The sequence below is a fragment of the Acinetobacter sp. BD54 genome, assembly GCF_044778325.1.
Classification (GTDB): Bacteria; Pseudomonadota; Gammaproteobacteria; order Pseudomonadales; family Moraxellaceae; genus Acinetobacter; species Acinetobacter baumannii.
Genome location: NZ_JANJEP010000013.1, coordinates 33,422 through 55,296, shown reverse-complemented (window position 1 = coordinate 55,296; position 21,875 = coordinate 33,422). Strand labels below are relative to the sequence as shown.

The window sequence follows — 21,875 nt, the reverse complement described above, 5'->3', positions numbered from 1 at the left end:
CACAAAGCTTGCTGAGCAATAAATAGCTCGCAAATGAGGTTGGGGGACACGAATGAAAAAAATGCTTATGGCGCTGAGTTTAACTGGCGCACTTTTGGGTGGTACTGCCGCTTGGGCAGAAGAGACTGTAACAACACCAACATCTGAGGTTACAGCAACATCAACGTCTGAAGCTCCTGCAACAATTGCAGCGGCACCAGCAGCTGAGGAAACTCCGGCCGCTCCGACACCGACTGCAAAACTCGATACCGGTGATACATCTTGGATTTTAATTTCAACAGCTTTGGTTCTGTTGATGACAATTCCAGGCTTGGCGTTATTTTACGGTGGTATGGTCCGTAAGAAAAATGTCTTAAGCACTATGATGTTTAGCCTTTCTGCTGCAATTTTAGTAAGTTTGCTCTGGGTGATTGCAGGTTATTCAATCGCGTTCTCTGGCACAGGTGCATACTTTGGTGATTTGTCTAAAGCAATGCTCAATGGTGTCGCTTTTGATGCACTAAGTGGAACAATTCCTGAAAGCCTCTTTGTTATTTTCCAAATGACTTTCGCCATCATTACTGTCGCAATTTTGAGTGGCTCGATTGCTGACCGTATGAAATATTCAGCTTTCATGGCATTCATTGCAATTTGGGTACTTGTGGTTTATGCGCCAATTACTCACTGGGTATGGGCGGCAGATGGCTGGTTATTTAAAGCAGGTGCATTAGATTTCGCTGGCGGTACGGTTGTACACATTAACTCCGGTGTTGCAGGCCTAGTTGCTGCTTATATGCTTGGTAAACGTATTGGTCTTGGCCGTGAATCTATGGCGCCACATAACTTAACTTTAACTGTAATCGGTGCAAGTTTACTTTGGGTGGGTTGGTTCGGCTTTAACGGTGGTAGTGCTTTAGGTGCTGGTGCTCGTGCAAGTATGGCAATTTTAGTGACTCAAGTTGCTGCCGCTGCTGCTGCGTTCTCTTGGTTGGTAGTAGAACGTATGATCCGTGGTAAAGCTTCTGTATTGGGCGGTGCATCTGGAGCTGTTGCTGGTTTAGTTGTGATTACGCCTGCAGCTGGTTTTGTTGGTGTAGGCGGAGCTTTAGTAATGGGCCTTATTGGTGGCGTAGTCTGCTTCTGGGGTATTACGGCACTTAAACGCTTACTTAAAGCCGATGATGCTTTGGATGCGTTTGGTTTACACGCTGTAGGTGGTATTGTCGGTGCGATTTTAACTGGCGTATTTTATAGTGATGAAATCATTAAGGCAGCCAACGTAGCATTAGCACCAACATTCGCTGGTCAGTTGTGGGTACAAGTTGAAGGTGTGCTTGCAACAATGGTTTACAGTGGTATCGCAACTTTCATTATTCTTAAAGTGATTGACCTTATCATTGGACTTCGTGTTAATTCCGATGATGAACGTATGGGGCTGGACTTAAGCCAACATGGCGAACGTATTGAATAATCACTAATAATTCTTATATCAAAAACAGTCTTGTGCTGTGATCAAAGCGATGCTTTGATCTCGGACAGGACTGTTTTTTTGTCTCATAGAATGCTGGTTCTGTAAGTGTAGAAATTTTGCTACACTAGGTCAAAGTAATTGACCCTATTAAGTCCGCTATGCATTGTCCATTTTGCAACGCCGCAGATAGTAAAGTCATCGATTCGCGTCTAGCCGCAGAAGGCTGTCAGATTCGTCGACGTCGTGAGTGTGTAAGTTGCGGTGAACGTTTTACCACTTTTGAAAGCTATGAAGTGGTGATGCCCCGTGTGATCAAATCGAATGGAAAAAATGAACCGTTCGATGAGGCGAAGCTACGTCGTTCGCTTATGCATGCCTTACAAAAACGTCCAGTGACACAAGAGCAGATCGAGACGGTTCTAAGCGATATTCAGTTGCAAATTCGCCGTTTGGGTGAGCGTGATGTGAAATCCAGAACGATTGGTGAGATTGTCATGCAATCTTTATTTGCACTTGACCACGTTGCCTATGTTCGTTTTGCTTCGGTTTATCAAGACTTTCAGGATGTTGAAGCGTTTCGCCGCCAAATTGAGCAAATGCAACAACGTGAGCACTAATCATTTGAGATTTTTATGTCTGAGTTAAAACAAGATCAATACTGGATGCAGCAAGCCATTGAACTTGCCAAACGAGGACTCTATTCGACCAAGCCTAATCCAAATGTTGGTTGTGTCATCGTCAAAGATAATCAGGTGATTGGTGAAGGTTTTCACCCTAAAGCTGGTCAGCCCCATGCGGAAGTTTTTGCATTACGTCAGGCAGGCGAACAGGCACAAGGCGCAACTGCTTATGTGACGCTTGAGCCGTGTGCTCATTATGGGCGAACCCCTCCGTGTGCTGAGGCGCTGGTTAAGGCGCAAGTTAAAAAAGTGGTAGTGGCATGTCCTGATCCAAACCCGCTTGTTGCAGGTAAAGGTGTTCAGATATTAAAAAATGCCGGTATTGAAGTAGAAATCGGTATTTGTGAAGATTTGGCAGCTCAACTTAATCAAGGCTTTTTAAAAGCGATGTCTACAGGCATGCCATATGTACGACTAAAAGTTGCTTCTAGTCTTGATGGGCGTACTGCAATGGCATCAGGTGAGTCGAAGTGGATTACAGGTTCTGCGGCCCGTCAAGATGTACAACATTGGCGTGCGATTTCAGGCGCCGTGATTACAGGTATTGAAACTGTAATTGCCGATGACTGCCAACTTAATGTACGTTCACTTCATAATATTGATATCGAAACGGTTGCTCAGCCAAAACGTGTAATTCTAGATCGGAGAGGGCGTTTACCACTCACCGCTAAAATATTAGAAAATCCTGAAACTGTGATGGTCATGGGACCATATCGTCAGGAACTTGCTGACTTAGGCGTGATACAATTAGAAATTCAGCCTTTAAAAACACTATTACAGACCTTATCTAAGCAATACCAAATTTATGATGTGCTGATCGAGGCTGGCGCGACATTATCAAGTGCCTTTTTGCAAGAAGGCTTGATTGATGAAATGATCAGTTATGTGGCTCCAACTTTATTGGGGCAAAGTGCAAGAGCCATGTTCAATGCAGATTTTGAATATATGGCACAGCAACTTCGTTTTAAACTTCTTGATGTAACACAACTTGATCAAGATATACGCTTAAGGTTAATCCCTACGCAAGAGAAAGTATGAATTCAGAGCCTTCGGTATACCACAAACGTCGTCATGCAGCCCGCACGACAGACGAATATCTTTTCCATCAGCTTGTCCCGTATTTGGGCAACAAGCGCCGATTGCTCCACTTGATTTTAGAAGCTCTGGAAATCACAGGGACGCTGAATAGCAAGAAAAAGAACCCCCCGATTTTTGCCGACTTTTTTGCAGGCAGTGGGGTGGTTTCTCGTTTAGCACGTCAAAATGGATACCGTGTCATTGCCAATGATTGGGAACCTTATAGTCATGCTTTAAATCATGCAATTTTAGCGTGTGTCGATGCACCTGCTTTTAAAGAGTTGGGTGGCTATCAGAAAGCGATTGATTATTTAAACCGCTTACCCGAGGTTAAAGGCTGGGTAACACACAATCTTTGCCCTCGTAATGATGATGTATACGATCCTTCGCGCGACCGTTTGTTTTTTAAGCGTCGCAATGGTATGCGTATCGATGCGATTCGCCAGCAAATTGCCACATGGCAAGCGCAGGGTGCAATTAATGATGTAGAAATGAGTGCTTTGCTTGCGCCATTACTCTATTCAGCAAGTTTTGTGAGTAATACCAGTGGTGTATTTAAAAGCTTCCACCAAGGGTGGGGCGGACGTACACAAACAGCATTAGAGCGTATCGAATCACTACTTTGGTTAACTCCGAGCCGTTTCTGTGAGATTGGCGACCGTAAACGCCCTGCTGCTGAAATGTGGTGTGTAGATGCTCAGCATCTAGCAAATCAAATGAGCGGTTTTGAAGTAGATGTAGCCTATCTTGACCCACCTTATAATCAGCATGCTTACAGTAGTAACTATCACGTTTTAAATGCGTTGACGTTATGGGATCAAGTCGATTTACCACCGCCAGATACGAAAGGCTATAAGAGTGGTATTGACCGTGCATGGCGTAAAGAACGTCCAAGTCCTTATAACTCTTCTAAACATGCAAAAGATGCGTATGAAAAATTACTTTCAACCATCAATGCACGTTATATTCTGACCAGTTATTCGACCGATGGTAACATTGAGCCGAAAGATTTACTGATGGCCAATCTGGAACGTGGAAAAGTGACTTTACTTACTCAAGATGTTCCACGTTATCGCGTAAGTAAACAACGTCAGTCAGAGCGTGCACGTGTGCTTGAGTTTATTGTGATTACAGATACTCATGCCAAACCAGGGCCACCGTTACGTCAATTGTTAGGCCAGCTTTACCACTTCGCCGAGCTAGGTGGTGTAGATACATCAGGTAATAGTACACAGCTCGCACTTTGGTAAGCGCTGCAATTTAAGCAGTGTAAAAGATTTGGAGATTGAGCCATGTTTACAGGCATTATTGAAAGTTTAGGTAAAGTAGAAAGCCTGCAAAGTGTAGGTGGCGATGTACGTTTACGTATTCAAACCGATTTGGATATGTCTGACGTACATTTGGGTGACTCAATTGCAACTAACGGGATCTGTCTCACAGTGATTGAGTGGGGTGATAACTGGTATGCGGCTGATGTGTCCCGTGAAAGTTTAAACCGCACGACTTTGGGTAACTGGAAAGTTGGTCAACGTGTCAATGTGGAAAAAGCCATGTTACCGACTACCCGCTTTGGTGGACACATTGTAAGTGGTCACGTTGATGGTGTAGGTGAAATTACCCTAGTACGTGAAGATGCTCGCTCAATTTATTTTGAAGTGACTGCGCCTGTAGAACTTGCCAAATATTTGGCAGAGAAAGGTTCAGTAACTGTAGATGGTATTAGCTTAACGATCAATCATTTACGCGGTAATATTTTAAGTTTAAACCTAATCCCCCACACAGCAGAGCGTACTAATATTGGTACGTGGCAAGTGGGTAGCAAGGTCAACCTTGAAGTTGATGTTTTAGCACGTTATATCGAGCGTTTATTACTAGGTGATAAAGCTGCTGAACAGAAAACCGAATCAAATATTAGTATGGCTTTCTTAGCTGAAAATGGTTTTTTAAAATAAACTTTTAAATTGCCAAAATAAAAAAACCGGACATACGTTCCGGTTTTTTATTTTAAAAATTAATGCTTGGTGAGAGTAACTGAGTGTGTACCGACCCAAGGTTTATTATGCTGAGTGCGTGTAATTGAAAATTCGCCTTTTTCCGATGCTCGTGTGAGTAAGATTGAAAGCGAATTAAAGTCGTTATGACTCATATAAAGTTCTTGTGCTGAGAAGGTCCATTGCTCGCCTTGATTAAGTTGCTCAATTTGCGTTGAAATCTGATGCGGAATGTCCATTTCTTACCCTCATTAATTTTCATAAATAATCATGACTTATTCTTATAATTACTTGAACCATAAGAATATTATGCATGACCATTTTGTGACAATTAAATGTCATTTTTATGACAGGAAGAATATTAAAACTTTACTTTTCTATTTTTTCATCAGAAAAGTTAGAATTCTTTAAAATATATTCAATTTCTTCTTGAGCCGCAGCATGCAGTTTGGCGCGGAAAACTGTTACCGCCTGTTCAATTAAGCTTTCAGCTTCAAGTTCTAGGCGAACGCGTACACTTTCAAGCTCAGATAAGATTTGATCGTCAGTAATGCTAAGTTTTGTACCAGAAGAATAATCAATTGCTGGCGTTTCAGGGTTTTTCTGATAACGTGCAGTATGTTCAGCAACTTCTTGTTCTAAATGACTGCGTAAAGCCTGCAAAGCTTCCGTTTGTTCACTAAATTTACGAACTTCGTCAGCTTGTAATTCAGCAGCATAAGCTGCTTCCTTTGCGCGCTTATCTGCAAGAGCTTTTTCTAAAGCAAGTTGGCGACGAATTCGCGCTTGCTCGATTAACTCTGCCTTTAAGTCAGCATATGCCTTTTCAATATTTTGTTGTGATTCTAATTGCGCTTTTTCGTCATTTAAAACCCACAGTTGAATAGGGGTCTGAGGCTCTAATAAACCGCAAATACGAGCCAAATCCTGTTGATAAGCATGACGGACAGCTTCAGGCGCATTTAACCATCTTTTTTTAAAATCTTGCCCGACATTTAATGCCACCACAGTTCTCCTTTGCTCAACAGTATTTACATTTTAGCGCGTTATAATTTAAAGGTTCGAGGTTCTATACCTAAACGACGATACATTTTAAATTTTTCTCGGCCAATTTGCTTGGCTGCTTCATTATTTTCAACAATTTCTATAATGTGGCTAAAATGATTCACTTGTTCAAGTGCATGATTGTTAAAATTAAATACCAGCCAACCTTGTTCAGAAGGTTGTTTAGCCGAAATACATACTGCTGCATCTACCTGATCAACGCCATGAGCAATAAAGCTGGTCGGATCAAAGCTCCACAATTTTTCATCAAGTGTTTGTTGTAACTGCACATCTGGGCAATACCACCAGATTTGTGAATGCTTCAGTAAAATTTTTCGACATAAACGGCAAGCACTATCGACTTGCCGTTCTTCACTGGTTTCAAACAGATAAAAGCTAACTTTAGCCATTCGTACTTACACGGTTAGCCAAGAATTGCATAAGTAGCGGTACTGGACGACCAGTTGCGCCTTTTGCTGAGCCTGATAACCATGCTGTTCCGGCAACATCTAAGTGAGCCCAGCGATAGTCACGAGTAAAACGCTCAAGGAAGCAGGCTGCTGTAATTGCGCCGCCGTGTGGTCCACCAATGTTAGCGATGTCTGCAAAAGGAGAGTCCAATAGTTCTTGATAATCATCAATCACTGGCATGCGCCATACACGGTCAAATGACTGCTCACCAGCTTGTTGGAGTTCAGCTGCCAAAGTATCGTCCGGAGAGAATAAACCACTCAGTACTTTACCTAACGCAACTACGCAAGCACCAGTTAATGTTGCGATATCAATCACAACTGCCGGATTGAAACGTTTGATATACGTTAACGTGTCGCAAAGGACCAAACGGCCTTCAGCGTCAGTGTTTAAAATTTCAACGGTCTGACCACTCATGGTTGTTACAATATCGCCTGGGCGAGTTGCTTTACCTGAAGGCATATTTTCCGCAGCTGCAATCGCACCCACAACATGGATTGGAAGACGTGCCTCACATAAAGCACGGATTGTGCCGAGTACAGAAGCTGCACCACACATATCAAACTTCATTTCATCCATGCCAAGTCCTGGTTTTAAAGAAATACCGCCTGTATCAAAAGTTACGCCTTTACCGACAAGTACGACAGGAGCTTGTTCAAGCTGTGCTTGGTATTCAAGAGTCACAATACGGCCCGGACGCTCAGACCCTTTGCTGACTGCAAGAAATGCATACATGCCTAAATCAGCCATTTGTTGTTCATTTAAGACAGTGACTTTAAGTAAGTCTGGGAATTCTGCCGCTAAAGCTAATGCCTGTTCTGCCAGATATTCAGGGAAACAGATATTACCTGGTCGGTTTCCTAAGTCACGAGCATAAGACTGACCAGATTGTACGGCATGTACTAAAGCGAGTTGATTTTGATCAAGGCTGGTTTGTGAGCTAATTAAATCAACTTGTTGTAACACAAATTCATTTTTTTTCGATTTAAACTCATCATAACCATAAGCTGCTTGAGTTAAGCTTAATGCAAATAAATAATGGTATTCGACAGGTAACGCAGCAATATCAATTGCGATATGCTTAAATTTATTTTGCGCTGACTTGATAATGGTTTGCGCCAATTTTGCTAACTTAGCTGCTTGAAGTTCAGCTGCTTTTCCTAAACCAAGTAATTGGCTATGGGGCTGAGTGCTAAGTTGACCAAATAATGGCAACGTTTCATTGAAGTTGGCTTTAAATTGAGTTGCTGTAAGAATACTTTCTAGATTATTGATTTGATATGTATTGAGATTGCTTTGTAGCTGTTCTGAATCAACTAAAATCCACAAAGATTCATTAGATGTTTGTTCAGGAAAAGTTGTATAAGTTGTAAATTTCATGGCTGCCGTGATTGCCTATAGAAAGTTATGTTGGATTAAAACATTGAAACACTTTCAAGCATAGCGTTGCAATGTGCGGTTTTATATTTTTAACATTCGGGTAAACTAGCGTTCGTCCCGATTAGCCTTTTGGAAGTATTAATTTGATTATTCGGCGTTATCTCGTCAAGCAAGTTGTCTCTACCTCATTGGTGGTCATTGCATTATTGACCTTAATCATGATGGGTGGTCGTCTGATCAAATACTTTGGTGTGGCGGCACAGGGGCGACTAGATGCCAGTATCTTATTTAGCATCATTGGATATCGTTTACCTGAATTTCTAACCCTCATTTTACCACTTGGGTTTTTTATTGGTTTAATGTTGGTGTTTGGTCGTTTATATGTTGACCATGAAATGGCCGTATTGAATGGTAGTGGGGTAAGTCGTCATCAGTTAGCGCGCTTACTTATTCCAATGACACTGGTTTACATGGTGTGTCAGTCCGTACTTATGCTTTGGATGACGCCGTGGGGACTTCGTGAATTCGAAAAATTAACTACAACCCAAGCAGTGCGTACAGGGTTTGACTTGGTGCGACCAAGAGAGTTTATTTCTTCTGGACCTTATACGATTTATGCGGGTTCATTGTCGGAAGATCGAAAAAACCTTAAAGATATTTTCTTTTATCAGCGTGCAGCCAAAGAAGGCAAGCCAGATGTCATGATTTTGGCAAAAGAGGCGACTCGTGTAGAAGTTGCAAATGACACCGCCAATGTCGTTGATCTCGTTCAAGGTCGTCGCTATGAAATATTCCCGGGACAACCAAAATATACACAAGCAGAGTTCCAGTCTTATCGTCTACGTTTAGAAAATGACAAAGATGTTAAGTTTGAGAGTGGCGATGTAGAAGCACTTTCCACATCAAAACTATTTTCTAAAGCAAATGATCCGGTCGTAAGAAGTGAGTTGGGCTGGCGCTTATTTGGTCCGTTTACCATTATTATTGCCTTGATGCTATCTGTGGCATTGTCGGAAGTAAGCCCACGACAAGGTCGTTATTATCGTCTTATTCCATCTATCTTTATTTTCGCGAGTTTGATCGTACTCATGATTGCAATTAAAACTCGTATAAGTAAAGGAGAACTGGATATTTGGGCTTATCCAGTGGCTTTATTGGTTTATGCAATCGCAGCTGCCTTATTTTCACGTAAGCAGAAATTAGGGCCGAAAATCAAGAAACAGATTAAGCGAGTGAAATTATAATGTTAGCACGTCGAATAGTCGCCAAATATGTGACGAAAACCACTGCGCTCGCAATGTTTGGTACCACCATTGTTTTGTCTGTTTTGCAAATCCTGTTTACTTATCTGGGTGAATTAGGTGAGCTAAAACCTGACTATAATGCATGGCAAGCTTTTATCTATGTGTTATGGGGTGCCCCTCGCTATCTATATGAAATTTTACCTATCTCGGCCTTAATTGGCGCTGTGATTGGGTTAGGCGCTTTAGCATCCAATAGTGAGCTGATCGTGATGCGTTCGGTCGGGATTAGCTTATGGCGTATTGTAGGTTGGGTTATGCGCTCAGCTTTGCTACTTATTGTTTTATCTTTTGCTCTAAGTGAGTGGGTTGTTCCCTATACAAATGAGAAAGCGCAAAGTGTCAAAAGCCATCGATCAGTTGCTGCTTTAGGTGAAGTGAAAGGCTATTGGTCACGAGAAGGGCAACGTTTTATTTATATTGATTATGCGAACTCACAAGGAAATTTAAGAGATATTCAGGTCGTAGACTTTAACAAAGACTACCATTTACAGTCTTTAATTAATGCAGAGCAAGGAAAGTTTATCCAGGATGGTCAATGGACTTTACAAAAAGCCAGCCAGATGGACATTCTTACAGATGGTAATTCGATACTAAATAATCATGATCAGCAGTCTTTAGGTTTGGCTCTACAGCCTAAATATGTACACATGGTGACTTTAGACCCTGAGGACTTGTCTCCAAGTCAGCTGATTAGTTTTATGCGCTATATGGACGAATATAGCCAAGTACCGAAAACTTACCAATTAGCTTTTTGGCAAAAAGTCGCTTCTCCATTTTCACTCATTACTCTTGTATTAGTGGCTTGTTCTTTTATTTTTGGTCCACTACGTCAACAGTCGATGGGTTTCCGTTTGGTGATCGCACTCTTCATTGGTTTAGGCTTTTATTATTTACAAGACTTCTTGGGCTACGCAAGTTTGGTATACGCGCCTTCGCCAGCTTGGTTTGTACTCATGCCTATTATTTTAATGTTTGGTGCCGGAAGTTATTTGCTTTATCGGGCCCGTTAAATTGAAAGTATATGAATGGCTTTCTCAATGAGGAGCATTGGGGAAAGCCATAGGAAAAAATAGAGTCTTCACCGAAAATTCGGTAAGATATTGCGATGAAATTGTAGACAAAAGAGAAATTGATTATGACGGATGCAACTGCTGGCAAGATCCCTCACGTTCTGGTCATTATGGATGGTGTTGGACACCGTGAAGCGATTGAAGATAATGCTTTTCTTGCAGCAAAAACCCCGAATTTAACTGCAATGAAAGCAAAGCATCCAAATAGTCTCATTTCTGGTTCTGGTGAAGATGTTGGTTTACCTGATGGACAAATGGGTAACTCGGAAGTTGGTCACATGAACCTTGGCGCTGGCCGAGTGTTATACCAAGACTTCACACGTATTACTAAAGATATTCGTACTGGTGCTTTTTTTGAGCACGAAGTATTGGTTGATGCCGTAGAAAAAGCAAAAGCAGCGGGTGGTGCAGTTCATATTATGGGCCTACTCTCTGAAGGTGGCGTCCATTCACATGAAGATCATATTGTGGCGATGTGTGAACTTGCCTTAAAACGCGGTGCGAAAGTTTACTTACATGCATTCCTTGATGGTCGTGATACTCCTCCACGTAGTGCTCAACCTTCATTAGAAAAATTAGACGCTTTATTCGCTAAATATCCGAACCAAGGCCGTATTGCAACCATGATTGGTCGCTATTTTGCAATGGATCGTGATAACCGTTGGGATCGTGTTGAGCAGGCTTACCGTTTATTAACGGAAGGTGAAGCTGTTCGTACTGCAAATACTGCGGTTGAAGGCTTAGAGCTTGCATATGCTGCAAATGAAAATGATGAGTTTGTAAAAGCAACCCGTATTGGTGAGATCGCTAAAGTTCAAGATGGCGATAGTGTTGTATTTATGAATTTCCGTGCTGACCGTGCCCGTGAAATTACGCGTGCGTTTGTTGAAAAAGATTTCGCAGGTTTTGAGCGTAAAGTTGTACCGAACCTTTCTAAATTTGTCATGTTGACGCGTTATCAGGCAAGTATTGATGCACCTGTGGCATATATGCCTGAAGAGTTAAAGAACTCGCTTGGTGAATATTTATCTTCTTTAGGTAAAACGCAACTACGTATTGCTGAAACTGAGAAATATGCCCATGTGACTTTCTTCTTTAGTGGTGGTCGTGAAGACGAATATCCAGGTGAAAAGCGTATTTTAATTCCATCACCAAACGTTGCGACATATGACTTAAAGCCTGAAATGAGTGCTTATGAAGTAACTGATGAGCTAGTCAAAGCAATTAACTCGGGTGAGTACGACTTACTTGTTGTGAACTATGCCAATGGTGATATGGTCGGTCATACAGGCGTATTTGATGCTGCAGTTAAAGCCGTTGAAGCAGTTGATACATGTTTAGGTCGTGTATACGAAGCTGTAAGGGCGAAAAAAGGCCATATGCTTATTACGGCTGACCACGGTAATGTTGAACAAATGCAAGATTATGAAAGTGGTCAGGTTCATACTCAGCATACAACAGAGCTTGTGCCTTTTATTTATGTGGGTCCAACCCAAGCAACGATTGCAGAAGGTGGCGTGCTTGCTGATGTTGCACCGACCATTCTGAACTTAATGCAGATTCCTGTGCCTGCTGAAATGCAAGGTCGTAATCTCATTACATTGTCTGCTTAAGCGATAGGTGACTAAATGCTGCAACACAATATATATAAAGCTTTTTTTGTTAGCGTATTGATGTGTTGCAGCCAGCTTGCTCTTGCAGCCCCTGTTGTAAAAGAAAAATTATCGCCTCTGCATGCTGATGCCCCAGAATCAGAAGAAAGTTATGCAGAAGTACCTATTGAGTCTATTCAACAGTTTGTACAAATATATGGAATCGTCCGTGATAACTATGTCGATGAAAAATCGGACGATGCTTTATTTTTACAGGCAATTAAAGGTTTAGTCAGTGGTCTAGACCGTTACTCCCGCTATTTGTCAGCTGAAGAATACCGTCAACTCATTCAATATACTGAAGGGGATCTTGCTTCAGTTGATTTTGTACTAAGCCCCGAATCACATGTTCATAAATGGATGATTCGTGACCTTAAGACGGGCTCTGACTCATATAAACTAGGCTTAAGAAATGGCCAAACTATTTTAAAGATTGATAATCAGGAACTTAAAAATCTGACACATGATCAGGTGCTAGGTTTGCTTTATGGATCGATAGGCTCGACGCTTCAAGTACAAACAGAAGAGTCAAATAGTCCAATTAGTTTAGTCCGTAATAAAAAGATTGAAACCGATATTGAGCCTGTGATGTTGCACAATCAGGTGTTGGTATTAAAAATTAGAGTATTTCAACAAGATACCGCCAATGAGATTAAACGTTTAATTGAAGAAAATAGTTCTTCGCGTTTAAAAGCGGTGTTAATTGATTTAAGAAATAACCCAGGCGGCTTGTTATCTGCTGCTGTTGAGTCAGCCGATTTATTTTTAAATCATGGCATTATTGTCTCTACAAAAAGTCGTTCAGAAGGCAACCAGCAATTTCAGGCTTTACCGGGTAACGATTTCCAAAATATAAAAGTTGGTATTTTAATTAATCACCGATCTGCCTCGGCAGCAGAAGTTTTTACTGCTGCAATGAAAGAGCATCAGCGTGCTTGGGTCATGGGTGAAAAAAGTTATGGAAAGGGTGTTGTGCAAAAGCTTTTCCCTTTACCAAGTGGGGCAGCGCTACAAATGACAGTCTCACATTACTACACACCAAATGGTAATATGATTGAAGGGCAAGGTATTCAGCCTAACCAGACTTATCCCTTACCTCCAGAAATGAAAGAAGAAGTTTATCTAGATCGTGTTGCCGATCTCCTTCTAAAAAGAAAGTAAATTTTATACTTCCTGTTCTGTCTCCGTATCTAAGCCAAATTTTTTCAGACGATAGCGTAAAGAGCGGAAAGTCATTCCTAATTTTTTAGCTGCTAAGGTACGATTCCAATGAGTCATATTGAGGGCATTGAGTAAAATATCTTTTTCAATATTTTCTAAATAACGTTCTAGGCCTTCACTTGGTAATTTTTTTACGACTTGAGGAGCCGCCACAGTGGTTTGTATGCTTTGAGTAGCCGAAGTAAAAGGATTAGAAATATTCGCTCTTAGAGGAGCAGGATGTAAATGAGATATATCTATGGTGGCGTCTTCACTTAAGGTAATTGCGCGCTCAATCATATTTCTTAATTCGCGAACATTACCCGGAAAGTGTTGCTGTAGCAGATAAGTTTTGGCCGCTTCTGTTAATTGTTTAGGTGGCGTTTCCCACTCCATACAAATTTTCTGAATAAAGTGATTGGCCAGTAAAAGGACATCTTCGCCACGTTCACGTAGAGGTGGCAATATGAGGTCCATAACGTGAATACGGAAGAATAAATCTTGACGGAATTTGCCCTGTCGAACTAATAAATCTAAGTCTTGATGACTTGCACTAATCACACGGAAATCAACATCGATTTCCTGATCTGAACCGACAGGTCGGATCTTTTTTTCCTGTACTGCGCGGAGCAGTTTGACCTGCATACTTAAAGGTAATTCGGCAATTTCATCTAAAAATAAACTGCCACCGTGTGCCGATAAAATGAGGCCTTGTTTATCTTGAGTTGCTCCGGTAAAGCTCCCTTTTTTATGCCCAAACAACTCACTTTCCATCAGTTCGGTTGGAATAGCACCGCAGTTAATCGCAATAAAAGGGCCTTCACTACGGTTACTCAGCCGATGAACCAGATTGGCAACTACTTCTTTACCTGTTCCAGACTCACCAGTAACAAATACAGGTGCTTGTGAGCGCGCAATTTTTTTAATTGCAATACGTAGCTGCTGGATGGGTAGAGAACGGCCGATTAATAATTTATTTTCTAACGCATTCTCGGTAACATCATGCTCTATTTTTTGCCGATTCAAGGCTTTTTGTAATAATTGATCTAGATGTACTTGGTTGACCGGTTTGCTTACAAAATCAAAAGCGCCTGCTTTTAATGCTGCAATTGCAATATCCATATTGCCGTAAGCAGTTAAAACTGCAATGGGAGTATTGGTGTAATTTTGAGAGACATGTTTGACTAAGTCTAACCCACTCCCATCGGGTAAGTTTAGATCGGTTAAACATGCATCGTAATGAAACTGTGTGAAGAGTTGTTTGGCCTGTTCAACCCGATAAGCAAGATGTGTTTTAATCCCCATTCGTGCAAGTGTCATTTGCATCAATAGGCACAAATCTTCTTCATCGTCTACAAGCAAAACCAGTGGTTGCTGTTCTGCCATTTCCCCAAAAACCTAATAAAAAAATCAATATATTATTGGGCATTCTATTCTGAAGCATGCCCCTTGTTTTTGCTCTACATAGGTGAGCTTTGCATGGTTCGCCTCACAAAAACTATGAGACAAATATAATCCTAAACCAGTTCCATTAATTTCGGTACTAAAAAATGGTTTAAATAATTGAGATATATCACGTTTTGAAACACCTTCACCGTAATCGATCACATCAATATAAATTTTATTTGTCTGTGAATGGATGTTGACCGTAATGTGCGGTGAGTCGGGGGCATTATGCCGTAAAGCATTTCTCACCAGATTAATCATGACTTGTCTTAATTGTTTTTCATCAAATAAAAATTTTAAAGAACTATCCGAAATTTTAAGTTGAATTGAATGTTTAACGTCAAATAAATCTTCTTCGAGCAATGTATCTATGAAGTGTTTTACATCGATCTGGATAGGATGTGTTCTTTCGCTACGAGCAAGCCCTAAAGTATCTTGAACAATACTATCAATGCGTTTGGTTTGTTTGCCAATCATATGACGCAAAGTATTTTGTTGTTCTGGATCGCTATCTTTCAGTAACTCATTTGCTTGTACGATTGCAGCGAGAGGATTGCGGATCTCATGTGCAATACTTGCTGAGAGTTGCCCTAGCGCAGCAAGCTTAAGCTGCTGAGCTTGCTGATTAATTTGTTGGGCATCTTGTAAAATGAGCAGGGTTAACGTTTGTTGTGGGACCAAAAGATGTTGCACTTTAATGTTGATGGAGTACGCCGATAGCCGAGACTCAAAAATGAATCGGTCACCTTCTTTTAAGTCGCCAAACTTTAAAATTTCAAATAAATCGGCATGCCACTTTGCTAAAGGATATTTTTCATTGGCAAATTGAGGGGGAATACCCAAGAGTGAACAGGCCGCAGGATTACTGACAACGATGTCGTAATTCTCATCTAAAACTAAATAGCCTTCTTCAATTTGTTCTAAGATATAACGGTTAATATTTTGGAGTTGATAAAGTTCAATTGACTGGTGAAAGGTGAGTGCTTCAAGTAATTTAAAGCGCTGCACTGCAATTTGGCCAATACCGTGAACCACAAAAAATAAGAAAGCTAAGAGAGCGCTATTACCAATAGTATTTAGATTGTTATAGTCAAATAGACTACCTACAAATCGTTGGTAAATAACAGCGATAACCGCAAGCAATGTAATCAGCAAAGACATTCTTGCGCTGAGTAAAATCGCCGAGGTAAAGATGGCAATTACATAGAGTAAGCTGAGTTGTAAATTTGGTTCACCCACAGAAAAAGTCAGTAAACTCAAACAAATAATATCAACAATAAAAAATAAAATAAGCTGTCGCGTGGCTTGAGTAGCAATAAATTTAAAGCATAACAGCTGAACAAGACTTAAGAGGGAATACCCGAGTAGTGTGTAGGAATATAAGGCAGGTTGCTGCAAACTGTTATCAGTTTGCGCATCGGTTAAAACCAAAATAATATTCAGGCTAACCGCAATAATAAGACGGTATAAGCCATACCAAGTGCCCAAACGAAAAATCGTATGGGACAAGGATGAATTTAAGGGAAATTGCATGTAAATTTGGTTATGGTTTGATCAAACCGTAACGAATCGCAAGATGTGTTAGTTTTACATCGCTATCAATTCCTAACTTTTCAAAAATACGATAACGGTAAGTATTTACAGTTTTCACACTTACAAAAAGTTTATCGGCAATTTCTTGGGCACTAATACAGTTGACGACCATCATTGCAACTTGCATTTCCCGTTCCGATAATGAATCAAAAGGGGATTGTTGAGTGTCGGATAAATATGAGCTCGCGAGTTGTTCGGCAATATCTGCACTAAAATATTTACCGCCTTGCATGACCTTATTAATTGCACGAACCATTTCGGCAATTGGCGCGCCTTTAGTGATATAGCCTTTTGCACCGGCTTTTAATAATAAAGATGGGTAAGGCTCTTCGGCGAGGCCGCTTACAGCAATGACTTTCGTCTCTGGAGCCGTCTGTAATAAACGACGGGTTGTTTCTACGCCACCGATGCCGGGCATGTTGACATCCAGCAGTACGACTTGCGGATGTTGTTGGCGAACGATAGCAATTGCTTCTTCGCCCGATTCGGCTTGTCCAATTACCTCAACATCGGTATGATCTTCTAACATACGGCAAATACCCGTACGTACCAGTTCATGGTCATCGACAACTAAAACTGTAATCAAGAAGACCTCCTTTCTTTCAAAAAACAAGTTTTTTGTTACATAAAGCAAAATAAGCTTGCAATGGAATGACAAAATTAGCAATCCTATTCTTCTATAGTGAGCGAATAGTTGTGCACAATTGTGTCGGTAAAAGCTTTATACCTTATATCTCAAATGTAAGGCATAATGATAGTAAGCGCAAATGTGTGTCACCCTGAGTCGAGTATTGTGCCGTGAAAAATTCTAAAAAGTCTTTAATGCATGTGCTAAGCATGTCTATTTTGCTTAGTTTGAGTTCAACAAGCTTTGCAGAACTCGTCAATAACCCGTCTTCAGGGAGTACTGGTACTGCAAGTTTAAATTGGACTGCAGCGGATGCTAGTCAACTTTTAAATGATGAAGATGATGAACCGACTCCGCAAGGTTCAACTTCTGTAACCACAACATTGCGTGGCAGTAATGCGCCGAGAGTTATTACTTCTACCCCTAAAGTTGCTCCAATCCGTGATACTGTGGGTTATAACGCCCAGCCGAGTGTCAGTGCACGTGCTGCACTTGTAATGGATGCGCAAACAGGTGAGGTACTTTATAGTAAAAATACCAACGCATCAGTGCCGATCGCTTCTATTACTAAATTGATGACGGCAGTTGTAACGGCAGATGCCCGTTTAAACATGTCTGAAGAAATTACACTTGAGCAAATTGATTTTGCTGGGGCTGGCGGGAAAAACTCAAGCTCAACACTTCGTGTTGGCGATAAAATGAACCGAGCAGAAGTTCTTCTGTTTGCTCTGATGAAGTCAGAAAATCCGGCAGCAGCAGCTCTAGCGCGTACTTATCCGGGTGGCCGTGCGGCATTCGTGGCGGCAATGAATGCTAAAGCGCGTGCTTTAGGTATGAATGCAACTCATTATTATGAATCAACTGGTTTAGATCCGCGTAATGTATCTTCTGCGCGTGACTTGGGAATTTTGGCGAGTACAGCATCTCAATATGGTTTGATTCGTCAGTTCTCAACCACACCGACCTATGACTTTAATTTAGGTTATCGTGTTCTTAAATCAAATAATACAAATGCTTTAGTCCGTAATGGTGGTTGGAATATCAACTTATCTAAAACTGGTTATATTAATGAAGCAGGCCGTTGTGTAGTTATGCATACTACTGTGAACTCACGCCCAGCAGTGATTGTATTATTGGGTGAGCCAAGTACTCAGGCACGTAATAATGATGCAACTAACTTGCTTGGTTGGTTAAGTAATTTGCCAAAACGTATTTAATTTAATTATTTTTAAAAACGCTTCTTTAGAAGCGTTTTTTTATGCCATTTAAAAAGCATAAAAAAACGGCTGTATTAAACAGCCGCTTTTTATAAAAACTCAGATTTTACATATTAGATAAAATCGAATCTTTTACTTGGTCCATTGTTGCATCAATTGACAACATCACTGCATCAGCACATTGTTTGATTGCTGTATCAGGGTCTTTTAAGCCATTACCCGTTACAGTACATACAATGACAGAACCTTCAGCAATTTTACCGGCTTTAATGTCACGGATCGCACCGCCAATAGAAGCAGCAGACGCAGGCTCAACAAATACACCTTCATACATAGAAAGTAAGCGTTGAGCTTCTAAAATTTCGCTGTCTTGAAGTTCATCGAACCAACCTTTAGAGTCGCGTACTACAGCTTTCGCATGGTTCCAGCTTTGTGGGTTACCAATACGAATCGCAGTTGCAACTGTTTCCGGTTTTTCTACTGGAGCACCACGTAAGAAAGGAGCTGCGCCAGAAGCTTGATAACCTACCATTGTTGGTAAGCCTTCTGGTTTTGGACCAGTGAATTGATCAGTCGCAGCGTCATAAACAACTTGTTCAAACTGGTCAGCAGGTTGGTTAGCTACTGCTTCGGTATAACCCATCCAGTGAGCTGTAATGTTACCTGCGTTACCAACTGGTAAGCAGTGGTAATCAGGTGCACGGCCTAAAGCTTCAACGATTTCATAAGCAATCGTTTTTTGACCTTGCAAACGGTAAGGGTTGATTGAGTTTACAATCGTTACAGGTGCTTGATCAGCCACTTCTTTTACAAGACGCATACCATCATCGAAGTTACCACGGATTTGCATAGTGATCGCACCATACATCATGGCTTGCGCCATTTTACCCATCGCAATTTTGCCTTCCGGAATCAAAACAAATGCTTTGATACCTGCGCGTGCAGCATAGGCAGCAGCAGCAGCAGAAGTGTTACCTGTAGATGCACAGATAATTGCTTTAGAGCCTTCTTCAACTGCTTTGGTTACAGCCATGGTCATACCACGGTCTTTAAATGAACCAGTCGGGTTTAAGCCCTCGTATTTCACATAAATTTCAACGTCTTTGCCAATAATACGTGGAATATTCTCAAGTTTAATGAGAGGGGTGTTGCCTTCACCCAAAGAGATAGCACGAGTAGTTGCCGAAACTGGCAAACGGTCACGATAACGATCTACAAGACCAGTATAACGATTGGCATTAGACATGATGGTGTTCCAATTATGAGGTGAAGCGGGAGAGGGAATCTTTCCCTCAACCTGATTAACTATCGAGCGATTCTAAACGAATTCTTACGATTTCGCCACGAATTGCAGGTAATGCTTGAATTTGCGCAAGAGCGTCATCCATTTTGGATTCAACGATTGGATCGGTCAAAATCACAATTGGAATGAGGTCTTTTAAGCGAGATTGTTGCATGATGGCATCAATACTGATTCCGGCACGGCTTAAGATGGTCGTCACATCTGCAAGTACACCAGTCTGATCTTCAGCATTTAAGCGGATGTAATAACCTGTGGTCATTTCTTCACGGCTTAAAATTGGCATATTTGTTAATGCTTCAAAAGCCAGTTGAGGAATTGTGCCTGCGCCATCTTCTGTATAAGAAATATCACGAACGATATCAATTACATCGGCAACAACCGCAGAAGCTGTTGGGCCTGCACCAGCACCAGCACCGTAATAAAGCGTTGGGCCTACTGCGTTGGCTTGAACTAAAACAGCATTTTTAACGCCGTTTACGTTCGCAATAAGCTGCTCATCTGGAATAAGTGTTGGGTGAACACGTAGTTCAATACCCTTTTCAGCACGGCGGGCAATGCCTAGATGTTTAATACGGAAACCAAGCTCCTCAGCATACTTCACATCTTGTGCAGTAATTTTGCTGATACCTTCGGTATAGACTTTATCGAATTGCAAAGGAATACCAAATGCACAAGACGCTAAAATTGTAAGCTTGTGTGCAGCATCAATACCTTCAACGTCAAAAGTTGGGTCCGCTTCTGCATAACCGAGTTCTTGAGCTTCTTTTAATACATCATCAAATGCGCGGCCTTTTTCACGCATTTCAGTCAAAATAAAGTTACCTGTGCCATTAATAATGCCTGCAAGCCATTCGATATGGTTTGCCGCCAGGCCTTCACGGATTACTTTAATAATTGGGATGCCACCCGCAACAGCTGCTTCATAAGCAATTTGTACAGCATTATCTTCTGCTGCTTTAAATAGTTCATTACCATGTTCAGCGAGTAATGCTTTGTTTGCAGTCACGACTTGCTTGCCGTGTTTGATCGCTTCCATAATGATTTCGTAAGCAGGATGAATACCACCCATAACTTCTACAACCACATCCACATCGGGTTGACGAACGATATCAAGTAAGTCAGCGCTTTGTTTAATCCCTTCCAATTCAAGATCTGGACGAGGACGACGTGTTCCAACGTGGGTAATTTGAATTTCTCGACCGGTGCGACGTTTAATTTCAGCGGCATTTTCTTGTAGTAGTTTAAGGGCTCCTCCACCTACGGTACCTAGACCGAGTATTGCCAGGCGAACTGGTTTCACGTCACACTCCATATCATCATTGAATCATTTAATTGAAGCTAGATCATAGCTAAAAAAAACGCCAGACTCTAGCGCTTTTAGCGCCTGTTCAGTGATTTAGAGTGCAATGTTTGGAAAAGAAGAGTAGATCACTCTTTAAACACTGGTATGAAAAGAAGTATTTATTGAAAAAACAAAGCGCTGCAATAAGATCAGCGCTTTATTTGTAAGATGGATGATGAATTGTTCATCAACTTGGAGAGGGTTATTTATCCAATCGTTTAATCAATTCATCCGGTGTTAAGTAGCCACCCAAGTACTCACCATCAACATTATAAATAGCTGGTGTACCATTTACGCCCATGTTTAGACCAAGTTGGTATTGTTCGCGAACAGGGTTTTTACATTGAGTAGGTGGAATACTAATGCCCTGTACAGCTTGGTCAAATGCAGCTTTACGGTCTGCACTACACCAAACCGCTTCCATAGTTGGCATAAACTGTTCGCCGCGTGGCCATGCAATGTAACGAACCTCAATGCCTTTCTCATTAATCTCAGCTAAATGCTCATGTAATTTATGGCAGTAAGGACAGCTTGCATCGGTAAACACATAAATCACATGTTTAGCTTTACCGCCTTTAGCTGGATAAACAATTAAGTCTTCATTTTTTAAAGCAGCAAGATGCTTTTTGTTTTCTGAGGCTTGAAGGCTATCGCCGATATTATGAAGTTCTTTACCGCCTAAACGGATGACATCACCTTGAATCAGGTATTTACCATCACTTGTTGTATAAACCGATGTCATTCCTTCAAGGTTAACCCAATATAAATTAGGAACTTCGGTAGGCTTAATATCTAAAATTTTGACGTTGATGTTTGCATTCTTAAATTGTTTTTGCAAAGTTTCAATTAAACGCTGTTTAGCATTGCGTTCAATAATGGTTGAAGCTTCCCCTGTAGCAGGTGCGGTCGCTGTGAGCGCATCTTCTTTTTGTGGTTTGTTTTCTTTAGAACAAGCACTGAACAATAGGCTAGAAGCCAAAGCACAGGCAAGAAAAATTTGAGATCGGGTAAAGGACATAGATAACCC

The 21,875-nt window shown here is 41.2% G+C and carries 20 protein-coding genes; 10 read left to right on the top strand and 10 right to left on the bottom strand.

What is annotated here, in order from left to right; all coding sequences use genetic code 11:
- Nucleotides 1–52 precede the first annotated feature (52 nt).
- From NQ782_RS17250 to NQ782_RS17230, 5 genes are all read left to right on the top strand, one after another.
- Complete coding sequence (locus NQ782_RS17250) at nt 53–1,450, top strand: ammonium transporter (RefSeq protein ID WP_000738520.1); 1,398 nt, start codon at nt 53–55, stop codon at nt 1,448–1,450.
- Between the two features lie 158 nt (nt 1,451–1,608).
- Nucleotides 1,609–2,067 (top strand): transcriptional regulator NrdR, encoded by a 459-nt coding sequence (nrdR, locus tag NQ782_RS17245; RefSeq protein WP_000543541.1) that lies wholly within the window; start codon nt 1,609–1,611, stop codon nt 2,065–2,067.
- Between the two features lie 15 nt (nt 2,068–2,082).
- On the top strand, nt 2,083–3,168 hold the full coding sequence (ribD, locus tag NQ782_RS17240) for a bifunctional diaminohydroxyphosphoribosylaminopyrimidine deaminase/5-amino-6-(5-phosphoribosylamino)uracil reductase RibD (protein WP_005129886.1): 1,086 nt from the start codon (nt 2,083–2,085) through the stop codon (nt 3,166–3,168).
- Nucleotides 3,165–4,457: a DNA adenine methylase gene (locus NQ782_RS17235; protein WP_001083669.1), complete on the top strand. Its 1,293-nt coding sequence runs from the start codon at nt 3,165–3,167 to the stop codon at nt 4,455–4,457. The genes ribD and NQ782_RS17235 overlap by 4 nt, the downstream gene beginning before the upstream one ends.
- A gap of 42 nt (nt 4,458–4,499) precedes the next feature.
- Complete coding sequence (locus tag NQ782_RS17230; protein ID WP_000493866.1) at nt 4,500–5,159, top strand: riboflavin synthase; 660 nt, start codon at nt 4,500–4,502, stop codon at nt 5,157–5,159.
- Nucleotides 5,160–5,218: 59 nt separating this feature from the next.
- Here the strand turns inward: NQ782_RS17230 and NQ782_RS17225 are convergent, their stop codons facing one another.
- The 4 genes from NQ782_RS17225 to NQ782_RS17210 all read right to left on the bottom strand — a co-directional run bounded on the left by NQ782_RS17225 (nt 5,219) and on the right by NQ782_RS17210 (nt 8,093).
- Nucleotides 5,219–5,437, bottom strand: coding sequence for a hypothetical protein (locus NQ782_RS17225; protein WP_000354154.1), 219 nt, complete (start codon nt 5,435–5,437; stop codon nt 5,219–5,221).
- Nucleotides 5,438–5,567: 130 nt separating this feature from the next.
- On the bottom strand, nt 5,568–6,206 hold the full coding sequence (locus NQ782_RS17220) for a hypothetical protein (protein ID WP_086231099.1): 639 nt from the start codon (nt 6,204–6,206) through the stop codon (nt 5,568–5,570).
- A 38-nt stretch (nt 6,207–6,244) separates the two neighbouring features.
- Nucleotides 6,245–6,652 (bottom strand): DNA polymerase III subunit chi, encoded by a 408-nt coding sequence (locus NQ782_RS17215; RefSeq protein ID WP_001151592.1) that lies wholly within the window; start codon nt 6,650–6,652, stop codon nt 6,245–6,247.
- Nucleotides 6,645–8,093 carry a leucyl aminopeptidase gene (locus NQ782_RS17210; RefSeq protein ID WP_057093977.1) on the bottom strand — a complete coding sequence of 483 codons (1,449 nt, stop codon included), beginning with the start codon at nt 8,091–8,093 and terminating at the stop codon, nt 6,645–6,647. The genes NQ782_RS17215 and NQ782_RS17210 overlap by 8 nt, the downstream gene beginning before the upstream one ends.
- 143 nt (nt 8,094–8,236) lie before the next feature.
- Here NQ782_RS17210 and lptF point away from each other — a divergent pair, with 143 nt between their 5' ends.
- The 4 genes from lptF to NQ782_RS17190 all read left to right on the top strand — a co-directional run bounded on the left by lptF (nt 8,237) and on the right by NQ782_RS17190 (nt 13,280).
- A complete protein-coding gene (lptF, locus tag NQ782_RS17205) occupies nt 8,237–9,337 on the top strand; it encodes an LPS export ABC transporter permease LptF (protein ID WP_000586912.1) in 1,101 nt (366 codons plus the stop codon).
- A complete protein-coding gene (gene lptG / locus NQ782_RS17200; RefSeq protein ID WP_000881094.1) occupies nt 9,337–10,407 on the top strand; it encodes an LPS export ABC transporter permease LptG in 1,071 nt (356 codons plus the stop codon). The genes lptF and lptG overlap by 1 nt, the downstream gene beginning before the upstream one ends.
- Nucleotides 10,408–10,532: 125 nt before the next feature.
- Complete coding sequence (gene gpmI / locus NQ782_RS17195) at nt 10,533–12,080, top strand: 2,3-bisphosphoglycerate-independent phosphoglycerate mutase (protein WP_057093975.1); 1,548 nt, start codon at nt 10,533–10,535, stop codon at nt 12,078–12,080.
- A 15-nt stretch (nt 12,081–12,095) separates the two neighbouring features.
- Nucleotides 12,096–13,280, top strand: coding sequence for a S41 family peptidase (locus NQ782_RS17190; protein WP_000939107.1), 1,185 nt, complete (start codon nt 12,096–12,098; stop codon nt 13,278–13,280).
- A gap of 3 nt (nt 13,281–13,283) precedes the next feature.
- Here NQ782_RS17190 and NQ782_RS17185 read toward each other — a convergent pair whose 3' ends face one another.
- From NQ782_RS17185 to NQ782_RS17175, 3 genes are read right to left on the bottom strand one after another with little or no spacing between them, the layout of a single operon-like run.
- Entirely contained in the window at nt 13,284–14,705 is a 1,422-nt protein-coding gene (locus NQ782_RS17185) for a sigma-54 dependent transcriptional regulator (RefSeq protein ID WP_057093973.1), read from the bottom strand.
- 24 nt (nt 14,706–14,729) lie between these two features.
- Nucleotides 14,730–16,298 carry a PAS domain-containing sensor histidine kinase gene (locus NQ782_RS17180; RefSeq protein WP_057093971.1) on the bottom strand — a complete coding sequence of 523 codons (1,569 nt, stop codon included), beginning with the start codon at nt 16,296–16,298 and terminating at the stop codon, nt 14,730–14,732.
- A 10-nt stretch (nt 16,299–16,308) separates the two neighbouring features.
- Nucleotides 16,309–16,944 carry a response regulator gene (locus NQ782_RS17175; protein WP_057093969.1) on the bottom strand — a complete coding sequence of 212 codons (636 nt, stop codon included), beginning with the start codon at nt 16,942–16,944 and terminating at the stop codon, nt 16,309–16,311.
- 212 nt (nt 16,945–17,156) lie between these two features.
- On the opposite strand from NQ782_RS17175, the gene pbpG reads away from it, so the two are divergent.
- Nucleotides 17,157–18,203 carry a D-alanyl-D-alanine endopeptidase PBP7/8 gene (pbpG, locus tag NQ782_RS17170; protein ID WP_031946417.1) on the top strand — a complete coding sequence of 349 codons (1,047 nt, stop codon included), beginning with the start codon at nt 17,157–17,159 and terminating at the stop codon, nt 18,201–18,203.
- Nucleotides 18,204–18,309: 106 nt separating this feature from the next.
- Here the strand turns inward: pbpG and thrC are convergent, their stop codons facing one another.
- The 3 genes from thrC to NQ782_RS17155 form a co-directional block, all read right to left on the bottom strand.
- The gene (gene thrC / locus NQ782_RS17165; RefSeq protein ID WP_000063593.1) at nt 18,310–19,449 is read right to left on the bottom strand and encodes a threonine synthase; all 1,140 of its coding nucleotides are present in this window, start codon (nt 19,447–19,449) and stop codon (nt 18,310–18,312) included.
- A gap of 55 nt (nt 19,450–19,504) precedes the next feature.
- Nucleotides 19,505–20,806, bottom strand: coding sequence for a homoserine dehydrogenase (locus NQ782_RS17160; RefSeq protein ID WP_000805827.1), 1,302 nt, complete (start codon nt 20,804–20,806; stop codon nt 19,505–19,507).
- A gap of 244 nt (nt 20,807–21,050) precedes the next feature.
- Nucleotides 21,051–21,866, bottom strand: coding sequence for a DsbC family protein (locus NQ782_RS17155; RefSeq protein WP_057093967.1), 816 nt, complete (start codon nt 21,864–21,866; stop codon nt 21,051–21,053).
- Nucleotides 21,867–21,875 lie beyond the last annotated feature (9 nt).

Excerpts from the sequence above, each read along its gene's own strand:
- lptG (WP_000881094.1), top strand. The coding sequence starts at position 9,337 with ATGTTAGCACGTCGAATAGTCGCCAAATATGTGACGAAAACCACTGCG.
- NQ782_RS17155 (WP_057093967.1), bottom strand. The coding sequence starts at position 21,866 with ATGTCCTTTACCCGATCTCAAATTTTTCTTGCCTGTGCTTTGGCTTCT.
- thrC (WP_000063593.1), bottom strand. The coding sequence starts at position 19,449 with ATGTCTAATGCCAATCGTTATACTGGTCTTGTAGATCGTTATCGTGAC.
- NQ782_RS17185 (WP_057093973.1), bottom strand. The coding sequence starts at position 14,705 with ATGGCAGAACAGCAACCACTGGTTTTGCTTGTAGACGATGAAGAAGAT.
- NQ782_RS17250 (WP_000738520.1), top strand. The coding sequence starts at position 53 with ATGAAAAAAATGCTTATGGCGCTGAGTTTAACTGGCGCACTTTTGGGT.
- nrdR (WP_000543541.1), top strand. The coding sequence starts at position 1,609 with ATGCATTGTCCATTTTGCAACGCCGCAGATAGTAAAGTCATCGATTCG.
- NQ782_RS17180 (WP_057093971.1), bottom strand. The coding sequence starts at position 16,298 with ATGCAATTTCCCTTAAATTCATCCTTGTCCCATACGATTTTTCGTTTG.
- NQ782_RS17190 (WP_000939107.1), top strand. The coding sequence starts at position 12,096 with ATGCTGCAACACAATATATATAAAGCTTTTTTTGTTAGCGTATTGATG.
- NQ782_RS17230 (WP_000493866.1), top strand. The coding sequence starts at position 4,500 with ATGTTTACAGGCATTATTGAAAGTTTAGGTAAAGTAGAAAGCCTGCAA.
- NQ782_RS17235 (WP_001083669.1), top strand. The coding sequence starts at position 3,165 with ATGAATTCAGAGCCTTCGGTATACCACAAACGTCGTCATGCAGCCCGC.
- NQ782_RS17215 (WP_001151592.1), bottom strand. The coding sequence starts at position 6,652 with ATGGCTAAAGTTAGCTTTTATCTGTTTGAAACCAGTGAAGAACGGCAA.
- NQ782_RS17225 (WP_000354154.1), bottom strand. The coding sequence starts at position 5,437 with ATGGACATTCCGCATCAGATTTCAACGCAAATTGAGCAACTTAATCAA.
- NQ782_RS17210 (WP_057093977.1), bottom strand. The coding sequence starts at position 8,093 with ATGAAATTTACAACTTATACAACTTTTCCTGAACAAACATCTAATGAA.
- gpmI (WP_057093975.1), top strand. The coding sequence starts at position 10,533 with ATGACGGATGCAACTGCTGGCAAGATCCCTCACGTTCTGGTCATTATG.
- ribD (WP_005129886.1), top strand. The coding sequence starts at position 2,083 with ATGTCTGAGTTAAAACAAGATCAATACTGGATGCAGCAAGCCATTGAA.